Origin of the sequence: Brachybacterium sp. AOP3-A1-3 (genome assembly GCF_052378285.1) — a bacterium.
GTDB lineage: Bacteria > Actinomycetota > Actinomycetes > Actinomycetales > Dermabacteraceae > Brachybacterium.
Window position 1 is genome coordinate 416,095 of the sequence record NZ_JBQSXM010000002.1, and the last position, 13,858, is coordinate 429,952.

Consider the following 13,858-nt stretch of genomic DNA (forward strand, 5'->3'; position numbering starts at 1 on the left):
ACTGACCACGCGTGCAACGGGACCGAACCGACAGGATGGGCCCCTGCCCCGCGATGCTGCGGAACAGGGGCCCATCCTCGACAGTGCTGGGACGCGGAGGTCTCAGAAATGCCGGATCGCTCAGGCGGCTCGAGAGAGTCCGGTGACTCAGATGTCGTAGTAGAGCTCGAACTCGTGCGGGTGCGGGCGGTAGCGGAACGGATCGATCTCCGTGGTGCGCTTGAGCTCGATCCAGGTCGTGATGAGGTCCTCGGGGAACACGTCGCCCTCGGTGAGGTAGTCGTGATCGAGCTCGAGGGCGTCGAGTGCGGCGCCGAGGGACTCGGGCAGCTGCTTGATCTGCTTGTGCTCCTCGGGCGGCAGCTCGTACAGATCCTTGTCGATCGGCTCGGGCGGCTCGATGCGGTTGCGGATGCCGTCGATACCGGCCATCAGCTGTGCGGCGAACGCCAGGTACGGGTTGGCCGACGGGTCCGGCGCACGGAACTCCACGCGCTTGGCCTTCGCGGACGCACCGGTGACCGGGATGCGGATCGCGGCAGAGCGGTTGCGGGCGGAGTAGACCATGTTCACGGGGGCCTCGAAGCCGGGCACCAGACGCTTGAAGGAGTTCACCGTGGGGTTGGTGAAGGCCGTCAGCGAGGGGGAGTGCTCGATGATGCCGCCGATGTACCAGCGGGCGATGTCGGACAGACCGCCGTAGCCGCGCTCGTCGAAGAACAGCGGCTCGCCGTCCTTCCACAGCGACTGGTGGGTGTGCATGCCCGAGCCGTTGTCGCCGAACAGCGGCTTGGGCATGAACGTGGCGGTGCGGCCGGCATCCCACACGGTGTTCTTCACGACGTACTTGAACTTCATGACGTCGTCCGCCGCCTGCAGCAGCGTGTTGAAGCGGTAGTTGATCTCCTGCTGGCCCGCGGTGCCGACCTCGTGGTGGGCACGCTCGACCTGCAGGCCGGTCTCCTCGAGGACCGCACAGATCTCGTCACGCAGATCCGCCATCTGGTCGTTCGGGGGAACCGGGAAGTAGCCACCCTTCAGGCGCGTCTTGTAGCCCTTGTTGCCGCCGAACTCCGACTCGTCGCGGTCGGTGTTCCACACGGCCTCGTCGGAATCGATGCTGTAGAAGCCGGAGTTGACTCCGGTCTTGAACCGCACGTCGTCGAAGATGTAGAACTCGGCCTCGGCGGCGAACAGGGCGGTGTCCGCGATTCCCGTCGACTTCAGGTACTCCTCGGCCTTCGACGCCACGGTGCGCGGATCGCGGGAGTACGGCTCGTCCGTGAAGGGGTCCACGATCGAGAAGTTGATGATGAGGGTCTTGCGCTCGCGGAACGGGTCCAGGTAGGCGGTCTCCAGATCCGGCACGAGCTTCATGTCGGATTCATGGATCGCCTGGAACCCGCGGATGGACGATCCGTCGAACAGCTGTCCGGTCTCGATCGCCTCCTCGTCGAACGTGCTGGCGGGCACGTTGAAGTGCTGCATGATGCCTGGCAGATCGCAGAAGCGGATGTCGATGAACTCGACGCCCTCCTCTTCGATGTACTTGACGACCTCGCTGGGATTGTTGAACACATCTCCTCCATCCGCACCGTGGGGGCGCGTGTTGTGCTGACTGTCCCCGTGGGGTGTTCACCGGGCCGAGCTCCGCAGAGCCCGGCGGTCCGGGCGTCCGGGCCGGGGCTCGGGTGCGTCCAGCTTATGCCGTTCGGCACCCGGCTCCGGGAGGAACCTGGATCTCCCAGCCGCGCCCACTAGGGTCGACCCGTGATCGATCGCAAGGACCTGGGCTCCTGGATGGAGGGTGCCCCGAGCACCCCGGACTACGTCAAGGGCTCCTCCCTCGGACTGCCCGCCGACGGACCGGGATCCGTGGCCCCCTTCTGGCGCCGTCCGCTCTCGCTGCTCATCGACTGGGGCCTGTGCATGGCCATCTCCGCCGTCGTGTTCCACGGCGACGCCCTGGCCAACCTGCTCCTCTTCGTGAGTGTGAACGTCCTGTTCCTGACCCTTTTCGGCGGTACTCCAGGCCAGTTCGTCCTGCGGATCCGCGTGCACCCGGTACGGGGCCGCACCCCGATGGTGCTGCGCTCCCTGGCCCGCACGGGAGCGATGCTCCTGCTGCTGCCGGCCTGTGTCTGGACCCGCGATTCCCAGCCCCTGCACGACCTGGCCGCCGGCACCGCGGTGGTCCGGATCTGACCCCAGGAGACGTCATCACGGGCCCCGTCATCGACGCGGCCCGGACGGTCTGCGCGCTCCTGATTCCCTCGGTCGGCAATGATGCAACCCTGCGTATTAGTTCCCTGACCTGCATCGACAGCAAATGTCACGATAAGGTCACGGAGGTAACGGAATGGTCACGACAATTGGACCGTGACGTCCGCAATTGCTCCGGAACGCCCTGAAACTCGGGAGCCGGGAGCCGGGAGCCGGGAGCCGGGAGCCGGGAGCCGGGAGCCGGGGGCCAGAGGCCGGGACGGCACGTACGCCGTGCACGACGAAGCCCCCCGTCGACCGTCGGGCCGATCGAGGGGCTTCGAGCAACAGCGTCGCGCAGCACTGTCATGCAGCGGCGCGTGGGCTCAGCGGCCGCGCATCGCTTTGCGATTGGGGCGGGCACGTGAGGGGTCCACGCCCTTGGGGACGGACTGGCGGATCGAGCGGTGCAGCGCCGCCAGGCGCTTGCTGACCTGAGCCGACTCGTCCTTCGTGAGGGTCTTCTTCATGCGGGTCATGTAGCTGGGCAGCTTGTGCAGCGCCACCTCGCCCTCCCCGTCGCCGACCACGATCTGATGGACCGGGACGTTGTCGTGCTGGAGCACGCGCCGGATGTTGCGACGCTCCTTCTCGAGCAGCTTCATCGAGAGCGACGAGGAGTCCTCGGCGACGATGGCGATGCCGGCACGCCCGGAGGCGCGGAACAGCATCTTCTGACTGCGGGGATCGACCTGCACGGGCTCTTCGGCCACGTCCCAGCCACGGCGGATCGACTGCATCGCCGCGAGCGCAGCGCCGGGCTGGCCCTTGATGCGGCTGAAAGCGGCACGCTCGGCCTTGCGGGCCAGGATCAGCATGGCCACGAGCAGGCCGACGGCCAGGCCCATGAAGATGCCGTACCAGGGGCTGTTCAGCACGAGCCAGCTCACGAGCACGCCGACGACGACGGCCGCGAGGAGCGCACCGATCATCCACGGCAAGGTGGTGCGGTCCACCTCCTGGGTGTACTTGAACACCTCGATCATCTGCTTGAAGCGACCGGGCTTCTTCGTGCCGTCGGCCTTCTTCTCACCCTTGGCGGGTTTGGTCTCGCTCTTGCGGGCCATCATGTGTGGGGGATCCTCTCGGGGGCGCGCGAGCGTCAGCTCGCGGCGGCCTGGTTGCGGCGTGCGACGACGCTCGCTGCTTCTTGACGGGCGGGCTGGTTCTGGTCCAGGTGGCGCAGGTTCTCGGGGATCTCGCGTCCCAGCTTCTTCATCGACTGCGCCCACAGCTTCCCGGCGCGGTACGAGGAACGGACCATCGGTCCGGCCATGACGGCGAGGAAGCCCATCTCCTCGGCGGCCTCCGAGAGCTCGACGAACTCCTCGGGCTTCACCCAGCGATCGATGGGGTGATGCAGCTTCGACGGGCGCATGTACTGGGTGATGGTGATGATGTCGCAGCCGACGTCATGGAGGCGCTGGAGGGACTCGAGGATCTCCTGCGTGGTCTCGCCCATGCCCAGGATCAGGTTGGACTTGGTGATCATCCCGGCGTCCTTGCCCATCGTGATCACGTCGAGCGAGCGCTCGTAGCGGAACGCTGGGCGGATCTGCTTGAAGATCCGCGGGACGGTCTCGAGGTTGTGAGCGAACACCTCCGGCTGAGCCTCGAAGACCTGCTCGAGCGCCTCGCCGTTGCCCTTGATGTCGTCGATGAGCAGCTCGACGCCGGTCCCGGGATTCATGGTGTGGATCTGGCGGCAGGTCTGTGCGAACAGCCCGGCGGCACCGTCGGGCAGGTCGTCGCGGGCCACGCCTGTGATCGTGGAGTAGCGCAGGCCCATCTCCTTGACGCTCTGGGCGACCTTGAAGGGCTCCATGGGGTCCACGGCCATCGGCTTGCCGGTGGCGATGTTGCAGAAGTCGCAACGGCGCGTGCAGGTGTCGCCGCCGATGAGGAAGGTGGCCTCGCGGTCCTCCCAGCACTCGAAGATGTTCGGGCACCCTGCTTCCTCGCAGACGGTGTGCAGTCCCTGGCCGTGCACGCGCTTCTTCATCGCGGTGTACTCCGGGCCCATCACGGCGCGCGTCTTGATCCATTCCGGCTTGCGTTCGATGGGAACTTCGGCGTTCCGTGCCTCGACGCGCAGCATGCGCCGGCCTTCGGGAGCAATGGTCACCCTCATGCCTCCTACATTCGACGTTTCGGGAAGTCTATCGAGCGCCTCGGGCCCGGGGCGCCTCATACGGCGTGTGCGGAGGTGCGGTGCGCCACGAGTTCGGTCATCGCCTCCGCCGCGGAGTCGACCACATCGGCGACGGCGATGCGTCGTCCCGCCTCCTGGCTGAGGCTCGTCACCCCGGCATCATCGATGCCGCAGGGGATCACGTTCCGCGCCCAGGAGAGGTCGTTGGCGCAGTTCAGCGCGAAGCCGTGCATCGTGGCGCGTTTGGAGACCCGCATGCCGATGGCGCACACCTTGCGTGCCTCCTCGCCCTCCGGCGCGACCCAGACCCCGCTGCGGCCCTCGACCGGGACGGTTGCGACGCCGTGCCGGGTGCACACCTCGATGAGGGTCCGTTCGAGATCCCGGACGAAGCCGACGACATCGATCGGGATGGGGAGCTTCACGATCGGATAGCCGACGAGCTGCTGAGGGCCGTGCCAGGTGATCTTGCCTCCGCGATCGATGTCCACGACCTCGGCGCCGTCACGCGGCCTCTCGTGCTCCGCGGTGAGCTTGCCGGCGGTGTACACAGGGAGGTGCTCGAGCAGCAGCAGCGTGTCAGGACGTGTCCCCGCCACGACCTCGGCGTGGATGCTCCGCTGCAGCGCCCACGCCGCGCGATAGTCGACCGGGCCCGCGGGCAGGCCGAACTCCTCGTGGCGGTCGCCACCAGGGAGGGATTCGCTGAAACCGAGTCGGATCACATCGAGCACGAGCTCAGGCTACTCCGGCTCCCACCAGTGCGTTGTGGATGACCACCGGGGCGTCCGCGTGCGATGGGGTTCACTGCGACCATGGACGACTTCGACGTAGCCCGGTACGCGCAGGGGCCGTCACCCCTGCCTGGCTCTCCGGCGCGGCCGCGGCACGCGGCGAGGGCGGCCGGCGAGGGAGCGGTGAGCGCACCGTCCTGGCTGCGCGAGGAGGTGGACGTGGTGGAGACGGTCCTCCCTCCGCACGGGGCCGGGGCTCCGGTGAAGGTGCAGGGGCTCACCGCCGGAGGCCGGATCCGGGTGCGGGCGGAGATGCAGCTGCTGGCGGCGCTCGAGGTCGCCGGGGCTCTCGCGGTTCCCGGCATCGTCTCGATCGAGGACGACGGCTATGTCCGGGAGTCCGCACCGTCCCTGGATCCGCGGGGCGGGCGCCGTGCGGCGGAGTTCGGCACGCCCGCCACAGCGGAGCGCGCAGGGACCCGACGGGCCCGGGATCAGCTCGATGCGCTGGTCGATGCCCTGCACCAGCGGGGATGGGTGCTCGGGGCGGAGGACGGGCAGGGGGTGGGCCTGCGGGAGGACGGCACCGTCGTGGTGCTCGATCTGCGGGGTCTGATGCCCCATGACGATCTCGCGTCCTGCAGGGCGGATCGGCGGTGGGTGGATTCCGTGCTCACCGACTCGGAACGGACGCTCCGGCGACGGATCCAGGAGCCGGGTCCCGCCGGGCTGTACGGGGGACTCGCCCCTGAGGGGGCCGAGCCGGCAGCGGAGCTCGCTGACACTGCTCCGCGCGGCACGCCCGGCGCGATCCCCGCGCCCAGGGACGTGGGGCATTCCGAGCCGGCAGCCGTGAGACCCGTGCTCCGTGCCGGGCAGCATCTCGCGCCGGCCGCACAGCGCTCTCCGGACCCATCGATCCCATCGATTCCATCCGGCCCCTCGAGTCCATCGGGTCCATCGGACAGATCGCGGGAGACACGTGGACGTCTCCGCCGGTTCCTGCCTCGGCTGCGGGAGCCGCTGCTCGCCCGGCGGTCGCGCCGCACTGTGCTGACGACTGCAGCCGCGGTGCTGCTCGCGGGGTCGGTGCTCGGGACCGGCACCTGGCTCGTCATGCCGTCCACGGGCCACCAGCCGAGCGATCGGGCCACGGGGGCCGACGGAGCGACTGCTCCCGCTCCGCCGATCGACGATGCCTGGGCGCTGGCCGCAGAGCTCGCCGGGGCCCGCCACGCCTATGTCACGGGGCTGTCCTCGCAGCCCATCGCGACACCGGGGAGCGACGCCCTGACAGCCGACATCGCGGTGCGTGCGGCCTACGAGGGGTACACCATCGACGGAGGCGGCCCGGTGATCCACGAGGCGGAGGTCCTGGAGGAGCCGACGGCGGAGGGCACGGCATTGCTGCGGGTGCTGACGTCCTCCGAGGAGGCGGAGCTCGTCGCGGCCGACGGGTCCCGGCGCCTGGTCCCGGCCACCGCGCAGGAGAGCATCGAGCTCGAGATCCGTTGGGACGGGACGGGGTGGAAGGTGCAGAGCACGAGGCCGACCCCGGGATCTGCCCGGGGATGAGCACGCCGATCACCGGACGAGGGCCCGGCACCGTGAACGGTGCCGGGCCCTCGTCGATGGGCTCCTGCGGGGTGAGCGGCTGTCCAGAGGCAACCGCTCAGGGCATCAGAGGCCGAGCTCGGCCTCGAATGCCCCGTCCTCGAGGCGCTTCTTCATGAAGGTGAGGAAGCGTGCCGCGTCGCCGCCGTCGACCAGGCGGTGGTCGTAGGACAGGAACAGGTACATCATCGAGCGGATCGCGATGGAGTCATCGCCCTCGGCGTTCTGCACGACCGCCGGGCGCTTGGTGATGGTGCCGCAGCCCAGGATGCCGACCTGCGGGCTCGGCACGATCGGTGTATCCCAGAGGGCGCCGCCCGAACCGGTGTTGGTGATCGTGAAGGTCGCACCCTGCAGATCGTCCGGCGTGAGCTTGTTGCCCTTGGCCCGGGAGCCGAGGTCACCGATCTGGCGGGCCAGGCCTGCCAGGTTCAGGTCGCCGGCGTTCTTGATGACCGGGACCACCAGGCCGCGCTCGGTGTCCGCCGCCATGCCGATGTTCTCGGAGGCCGCGTACTTGATGGTCTCCTCATCGATCGAGGCGTTGACCTTCGGGTACGTCTTCAGAGCCTCGACGGCCGCCTGCATGATGAACGGCAGGAAGGTGAGCTTGGCACCCTCTCGCTGGGCGAAGGGCTCCTTCGCCGAGGCGCGCAGCTTCGCGATCCGGGTCATGTCGACCTCGACCGCGGTAGTCAGCTGAGCCTGCCCGTGCAGCGACTCCATCATCCGCTTGGCCGTGACCTTGCGGATGCGGCTCATCTTCTCCTCGGTGCCGCGCAGCGGGGAGACCTCGACCTTGGCAGGTGCCGCTGCCGCGGCGGGGGCGCCGGCAGCAGCCGGAGCAGGGGCCGACGCAGCGGCCTTCTGCGCATCGATCGCCTTCTGCACGTCCTGCTTGCGGATACGGCCACCCAGACCGGTGCCCGCGACGGAGGACAGGTCGACGCCGGCATCGGCGGCCATCTTCCGCACCAGCGGGGTCACATAGCCGGATGCCTCGGCGCCGGTGACGGAGTCGGCAGCCTTGGGGGCCGGGGCAGCAGCGGGAGCGGACGGCTCCTGGGACGTCTGCTCCGGTGCCTTCGGAGCCACGGTCTTCTCGCTCGCTGCGGGCTTCTCCGCCGGCTTCTCAGCGGGCTTGTCCTCGGACTTGGGCTCCTCGGCCGGCTTCTCCTCGGCCTCGGGGGCCGGGGCGGCGGGCTTCTCCGCCGGAGCGGAAGCCCCGGAGGAGTCGCCGACGACGGCCAGCACGGAACCGACCTCGGCATCCTCGTCCTCCTGGACGCGGATCTCGAGCACGGTGCCCGCGACGGGCGAGGGGATCTCGGTGTCGACCTTGTCGGTCGAGACCTCGAGCAGGGGCTCGTCGACCTCGACGGTGTCGCCGACGGCCTTGAGCCAGCGGGTGACGGTGCCCTCGGTGACGGACTCGCCCAGAGCCGGCATCGTGACGTCCTGTCCGGAGGCCGCGCCCCCGGCGGTCCCGGACTCGGCGCCGGCATCGGCGGGCTTCTCGTCCTCGCCGGCGGGTGCTTCCTCGTCGGTGGACGGTGCGGTGGTCTCGTCGGAGGCGAGGTCCTCACCGCTGTCGGAGGGCTCGTCCTGCTGGGCCTCGGACTCTCCGGCGTCGGCCCCGGAGTCGTCGGAGGACGACCCCTCGGAACCGGACCCATCGCCGATGAGGACGAGATCGTCGCCGACCTCGGCGTCCTCGTCCTCCTCGACCAGGATCTTCTCGATCGTGCCCGCGACGGGCGAGGGGATCTCGGTGTCGACCTTGTCGGTCGAGACCTCGAGCAGGGGCTCGTCGACCTCGACGGTGTCGCCGACGGCCTTGAGCCAGCGGGTGACGGTGCCCTCGGTGACGGACTCGCCGAGAGCCGGCATCTTCACGGTTTCAGACATGGGGATTCTCCTCTGGGGGACTCAGGCGTGTGCGTGCAGCGGCTTGCCGGCGAGGGCGAGGGCGGCCTCGCCCATGGCCTCGTGCTGCGAGGGGTGGCCGTGGATCAGCGAGGCGACATCCTCGGGGTAGGCCTCCCAGTTCACCATCAGCAGCGCCTCGCCCATGAGCTCGGAGGTGCGGGCCCCGATCATGTGCACGCCGATGATGGGCCCGTCCTTCTCGCGGATGAGCTTGATGAAGCCGGTGGTGCCGAGGATCTGCGACTTGCCGTTGCCGCCGAGGTTGTACTCGTAGGACTCGACGCCCTCCTCGCCGAACTGCTCCTTGGCCTGCTTCTCGCTGAGGCCGACGGAACCGACCTCCGGCTCGCAGTAGGTGATGCGCTCGATGCCGGACTCGACGATCGGGGCGGGATTCTGGCCGGCGATGCGCTCGGCGGCGAAGATGCCCTGCGCGAAGCCGCGGTGGGCCAGCTGCAGGCCGGGGACGATGTCGCCGACGGCGTAGATGCCGGGGACGTTGGTCTCCAGGGTCTCCTTGTTCGCGAGCACGAAACCGCGATCCATCTCGATGCCCTGGTCCTCGTAGCCGAGGCCCGAGGTGTTCGGGCCGCGACCGACGGCGACCAGCAGGTAGTCGCCCTCGAGGACCTTGCCGTCGGCGAGGGTGACCGTCACGCCGCTGTCGTTCTGCTCGGCCTTCTCGGTGAAGACACCGAGCGAGTAGGCGATGCCGCGCTTCTTGAACGCGCGCTCGAGCGCCTTGGAGATCGACTCGTCCTCGTTGGCGACCAGGTGGGGGAGGCCCTCGACAATGGTCACCGACTCCGCCCCGAGGGACTTCCAGATCGAGGCGAACTCGACGCCGATGACGCCGCCGCCCAGGATGATCGGGTTCTTCGGGACCTCGGGCAGCTGCAGAGCCGTCTCGGAGTCCAGGAAGCGACCACCCAGGTCGATGCCGGGGATCGACTTCGAGAAGGACCCGGAGGCCAGGATGATGTTCTTGGCGGTGAGCTCGCGCGTCCCGCCGTCCGTCTCGACCGAGACCGTCTTCGGCCCGCTGAGGCGGCCGAAGCCCTCGACGTACTCGACCTTCGAGGACTTCACGAGTCCCTGCAGTCCCTTGTAGAGGCGCGAGACGATCTTGTCCTTGAAGCCGAGGACCTTCTCGGCATCGATGGAGTTCAAGGTGAGGTCCAGGCCGACGGCCTTGGCCTCGGACGGGGCGTCGGCGAGCTCGCCGACGTGCAGCATGGCCTTCGTCGGGACGCAGCCTCGGTGCAGGCAGGTGCCGCCGAGCTTGTCCTTCTCCACGAGGGCGATCTTCTGGCCGAGCTGGGCTCCGCGCAGCGCGGCCGCATAGCCGCCGCTGCCACCGCCCAGGATCACGACGTCGAACTGGTCAGTGGATGTGTCAGCCACCTGTGTGCTCCTCGGTGTGTACGTTTCTCCGCAGCACGCGCTGACCCTGATGGCCGACGGCGCCGCCTGCGTGTCCCATGCTAGGCCACGAGGCGGTGCCGACAGGCCCGCTCCACGGGATGTTCCATGCCGTGGCGCGGCGAGGATCACTCGCCGGAGGCCGCCGCGCGGTCCTCGAGCACCTGCAGGACCGTGCGCACGCTCATACCGGTCGCACCCTTGCCCATGTACCCCAGGGGGGCGGAGGCGAAGCCGGGGCCCGCGATGTCCAGGTGGGCCCACTCGGTCTCGCCCACGAACTCCTGCAGGAAGACGCCCGCGGAGAGCGCTCCGCCGGGACGGTCCCCGATGTTCCGGAGGTCCGCGACGCGGCCGGTGAGATCAGCGCGCAGCTCCGCCGGGAAGGGCAGCGGCCAGAAGGGCTCTCCGGTGGTGCCGGAGGCCGTCATGACCACGTCGCGTCCGAGCTCGGTGCCCATCACCGCGGCGGTGCGCTTGCCCAGCGCCACCACGGCGGCGCCGGTCAGCGTCGCCACGTCCATCACCAGATCCGGCTTCTCAGCCACGGCGTCGACCAGGGCGTCGGCCATGACCATACGTCCCTCGGCGTCGGTGTTGAGCACCTCGACCGTCTTCCCGTTACGCATGGTGACCACGTCACCGGGGCGCTGGGCACCGCCACCGGGCATGTTCTCGGCGATCGCGAGATAGGTGGTGACCTTGACGTCGAGGCCGAGCCTGGCGGCGCCGATGGTCGCGCCGAGCACGGTGGCCGCGCCGGTCATGTCAGAGGTCATGTCGTCCATGCCGGCGGCAGGCTTCAGCGAGATGCCGCCGGTGTCGAAGGTGATGCCCTTGCCGACCAGGGCGACGGAGCTGCGGGCGCTCTGGGGGGCGTAGTCGACGCGCACCAGACGCGGCGGACGGGTCGACCCCTGGCCCACACCCACGATGCCGCCGTAGCCGCCGTCGGCGAGCTGCTTCTCGTCGAGCACGGTGACGGTGAGGGGCAGGCCCTCCACGAGCTCCTGGGTGCGGCGCGCGAACTCCTCGGGGTAGAGCAGGTTCGGCGGGGTGTTGACCAGGTCGCGGGTGAGATCGACGATCTCGGAGAGCACGGTGGCGCGCTCGGCGGCGCCCGCTGCCGACTCCTCGGAGCTCAGGGCGGTGACCGCCGTGAGGGCGCCCTTGGGGGCCGGGCCACCGGTGGCGGTCTTGTGTGCGACGAAGGCGTAGGCCCCCAGGGCTGCGCCCTCGAGGGCGGCGGCAAGCTGGTCGGCGGTGCCGCCGGGCAGGGCGATCGCGGCGGAGCCGACGCCGGCCAGAGCTCGGGTCGCCGCGCCGAAGGCGAGACGGAGGTCCTCGGCGGAGGTCGCGGCGAGATCCTCCTCACCGAGACCGACCAGCAGCATGGAGCCGGCTCCGGTCAGTCCGAAGGCAGGGATGCGGTGCACGTCGCCGCGGGCGGCGGAGGGGTCGAGACCGGCGATGGCCTCGGTGATCTCGGGTGCGCCGGGCACGCTCGAGGGGGCGTCGCCCGCTCCGCGGAGGAGGGGCAGGATGAGGACGTCGGCCTCGACGTCGCGCAGGGATGTATCGGTCACTGAAATGGTGGGCATGGTTCTATCGTAGAGGCGGCCCGGACCGGATGTCCGCGCCCCACGGAGCCACGTCGGATCGTCGACGACGGTGCCGTGCGCGCTCACGCGAGCGAGAACACAGGAACAGGACGGGCGGGTCGATGCTGGCACTGAGCATCCTGGTGTCGGTGGTGTGCTCCCTGACGGCACTGCTGGGGATCTACTACGCCGTGCGGGACCTCAGCGCGGATCTGGTCCTCCTCGGTGCCTGCGCACTGGTGGCCCTGGTCTGGGCGATCTTCGGGATCACGCTCGGCCTGCGGGACCTGGGCGGTGGACATCCCGAGGATCGGATCACCCTGTACGGCTATCTCCTCACCGGCTTCGCCATGGTGCTCGGCGGCGGCTGGGTCTCGCTGTGGGAGCGCAGCCGCTGGGGGAGCCTCGTCATCGCCGTCGTCTCGCTCGTGGCCATGGTGCTGCTGATGCGGCTCCATCAGATCTGGCCGGGAGGCTTCGCATGACCGACAGGGACACCCGCAGGGACACCGACCTCGGGACGACAGTCGCCGGCAGCAGCTCGCAGGGCTCCCGCAGCCCCCGCAGCGGGAGCCGTGGATTCGAAGCGGTGCTGATCATCCTCTATGCGCTCTTCGCCACCGCGGCGACGGCCCGCAGCGTGGTCCAGATGCTCCGGGACTTCTCCTTCGCCCCGGTCGCCTATCTGCTGTCCCTGGCCGCCGCGCTCACCTACATCGCCGTGAGCATCGCCCTGGTCAGGGGCGGGAGGCGCTCGCGCATCGCCCTGGTCCTGTGCCTGGTCGAACTCATGGGCGTGCTGGGCGTGGGCACGCTGAGCCTGCTGGACCCGGCCCTGTTCCCGGACGCCTCCGTCTGGTCGGTGTTCGGCGAGGGCTACGGGTACGTGCCTCTGCTGCTGCCCGTCATCGCCCTGGTCTACCTCCTCCGCGGACGGCACCGCGCGCCGCAGACGGCGGACGACGCCCGCTGACCGCGTACGGTATCCCCGTGACCACGAACGACACCTTGCACGAGAGCACGCACGCCACCACGCGGCGCGGGCCGTACGCGGCCCTTTTCCAGCATGTCCTCAGCCGGCTCGACGCCGAGCAGGCCCACCGTCTCACCGTGAGGTCCCTGCGGCTGGCCCATTCCCTGCCCGGCGGTCCCGCAGCCCTGCGCACGCTCTTCAGGACGCCCGACCCGATGCGGGATCCGCGGCCCGCCCGGCGCGTGCTGGGCGTCGAGCACCGCAGTCCCCTGGGGCTGGCGGCCGGCTTCGACAAGGACGGCGAGATCCCGCTGGCACTGCTGGACATGGGCTTCGGCCACGTCGAGGTGGGCACCGTGACCGCGAAGGCGCAGCCGGGGAACCCGGCCCCGCGCTCCTTCCGGTTGATCCCGGATCGCGCCCTGATCAACCGCATGGGCTTCAACAACCATGGCGCCGGGGCGCTGGCGAAGTCACTCGCCGTCGCGCGCCGCACCGAGCGGGGACAGCGCGCCGTGATCGGCGTGAACATCGGCAAGTCCAAGGTGACCGCCCTCGAGGACGCCGCCGAGGACTACCGCTTCTCGGCCCGCATCCTGGCCCCCTATGCCAGCTATCTGGCGATCAACGTCTCCAGCCCGAACACGCCGGGACTGCGCGACCTGCAGACCGTCGACATGCTCCGACCCATCCTGGAGGCCGTGCTCGACGAGGCCCGCCAGGCGGAGCGCCGTCTGGGTCGCGATCTGCCCGTCCTGGTGAAGATCGCGCCCGACCTGCACGACGACGACGTGCGTGCCGCCGCCGAGCTCGCGACCGAGGTGGGGCTCGCCGGAGTGATCGCCACCAACACGACCATCGCACGGCCGGAGTCGCTGCGGACCGAGCGTGCCCGCATCGAGGCGATCGGCGCGGGGGGACTCTCCGGGCCGATGCTCGGCGATCGCTCGCTCGAGGTGCTCCGGCTCCTGCGCGGGACCCTGCCCGCCGAGTCGGTGATCATCAGCTGCGGGGGAGTCACCACGTCAGCGGACGTCCGCACCCGCCTCGAGGCCGGCGCCGATCTCGTGCAGGGCTACACGGCGATGATCTACGAGGGTCCGTCCTGGCCCGGCCGGATGGCACGTGAGCTCGGCCCCCTCTCATGACGCGGTGCGTCCGGACCGTCGGC

At 69.7% G+C, this 13,858-nt stretch carries 12 protein-coding genes; 5 read left to right on the top strand and 7 right to left on the bottom strand.

Annotated features, from left to right (window positions below; all coding sequences use genetic code 11):
* Positions 1 to 147 precede the first annotated feature (147 nt).
* The gene (gene glnA, locus ACT3T5_RS04655) at positions 148 to 1,578 is read right to left on the bottom strand and encodes a type I glutamate--ammonia ligase (RefSeq protein ID WP_444576900.1); all 1,431 of its coding nucleotides are present in this window, start codon (positions 1,576 to 1,578) and stop codon (positions 148 to 150) included.
* Between the two features lie 192 nt (positions 1,579 to 1,770).
* Between glnA and ACT3T5_RS04660 the strand changes: the two genes are divergently transcribed.
* Positions 1,771 to 2,205: an RDD family protein gene (locus ACT3T5_RS04660; RefSeq protein WP_444593723.1), complete on the top strand. Its 435-nt coding sequence runs from the start codon at positions 1,771 to 1,773 to the stop codon at positions 2,203 to 2,205.
* A gap of 383 nt (positions 2,206 to 2,588) precedes the next feature.
* Here ACT3T5_RS04660 and ACT3T5_RS04665 read toward each other — a convergent pair whose 3' ends face one another.
* The 3 genes from ACT3T5_RS04665 to lipB form a co-directional block, all read right to left on the bottom strand.
* A complete protein-coding gene (locus tag ACT3T5_RS04665; protein WP_343922817.1) occupies positions 2,589 to 3,332 on the bottom strand; it encodes a DUF4191 domain-containing protein in 744 nt (247 codons plus the stop codon).
* Between the two features lie 32 nt (positions 3,333 to 3,364).
* Complete coding sequence (gene lipA / locus ACT3T5_RS04670; RefSeq protein ID WP_343922815.1) at positions 3,365 to 4,387, bottom strand: lipoyl synthase; 1,023 nt, start codon at positions 4,385 to 4,387, stop codon at positions 3,365 to 3,367.
* A gap of 62 nt (positions 4,388 to 4,449) precedes the next feature.
* Entirely contained in the window at positions 4,450 to 5,148 is a 699-nt protein-coding gene (gene lipB / locus ACT3T5_RS04675) for a lipoyl(octanoyl) transferase LipB (RefSeq protein WP_444576898.1), read from the bottom strand.
* 183 nt (positions 5,149 to 5,331) lie between these two features.
* Here lipB and ACT3T5_RS04680 point away from each other — a divergent pair, with 183 nt between their 5' ends.
* Positions 5,332 to 6,723, top strand: coding sequence for a hypothetical protein (locus ACT3T5_RS04680; RefSeq protein ID WP_444593724.1), 1,392 nt, complete (start codon positions 5,332 to 5,334; stop codon positions 6,721 to 6,723).
* A gap of 105 nt (positions 6,724 to 6,828) precedes the next feature.
* Here ACT3T5_RS04680 and sucB read toward each other — a convergent pair whose 3' ends face one another.
* The 3 genes from sucB to ACT3T5_RS04695 form a co-directional block, all read right to left on the bottom strand.
* Positions 6,829 to 8,670 (bottom strand): 2-oxoglutarate dehydrogenase, E2 component, dihydrolipoamide succinyltransferase, encoded by a 1,842-nt coding sequence (gene sucB / locus ACT3T5_RS04685; protein WP_444593725.1) that lies wholly within the window; start codon positions 8,668 to 8,670, stop codon positions 6,829 to 6,831.
* A gap of 21 nt (positions 8,671 to 8,691) precedes the next feature.
* Positions 8,692 to 10,095 carry a dihydrolipoyl dehydrogenase gene (gene lpdA / locus ACT3T5_RS04690; RefSeq protein ID WP_444576895.1) on the bottom strand — a complete coding sequence of 468 codons (1,404 nt, stop codon included), beginning with the start codon at positions 10,093 to 10,095 and terminating at the stop codon, positions 8,692 to 8,694.
* A gap of 146 nt (positions 10,096 to 10,241) precedes the next feature.
* Positions 10,242 to 11,714: a leucyl aminopeptidase gene (locus ACT3T5_RS04695; RefSeq protein ID WP_193117109.1), complete on the bottom strand. Its 1,473-nt coding sequence runs from the start codon at positions 11,712 to 11,714 to the stop codon at positions 10,242 to 10,244.
* Between the two features lie 122 nt (positions 11,715 to 11,836).
* On the opposite strand from ACT3T5_RS04695, the gene ACT3T5_RS04700 reads away from it, so the two are divergent.
* Genes ACT3T5_RS04700 through ACT3T5_RS04710 form a run of 3 tightly spaced genes read left to right on the top strand, consistent with a single transcriptional unit; the run spans position 11,837 to position 13,835 of the window.
* Complete coding sequence (locus tag ACT3T5_RS04700; RefSeq protein ID WP_193117110.1) at positions 11,837 to 12,199, top strand: hypothetical protein; 363 nt, start codon at positions 11,837 to 11,839, stop codon at positions 12,197 to 12,199.
* Complete coding sequence (locus ACT3T5_RS04705; protein WP_444593726.1) at positions 12,196 to 12,687, top strand: hypothetical protein; 492 nt, start codon at positions 12,196 to 12,198, stop codon at positions 12,685 to 12,687. Before ACT3T5_RS04700 ends, ACT3T5_RS04705 begins: the two co-directional genes overlap by 4 nt.
* A 17-nt stretch (positions 12,688 to 12,704) precedes the next feature.
* Entirely contained in the window at positions 12,705 to 13,835 is a 1,131-nt protein-coding gene (locus ACT3T5_RS04710) for a quinone-dependent dihydroorotate dehydrogenase (RefSeq protein ID WP_443349775.1), read from the top strand.
* The last annotated feature ends 23 nt before the right edge of the window (positions 13,836 to 13,858 follow it).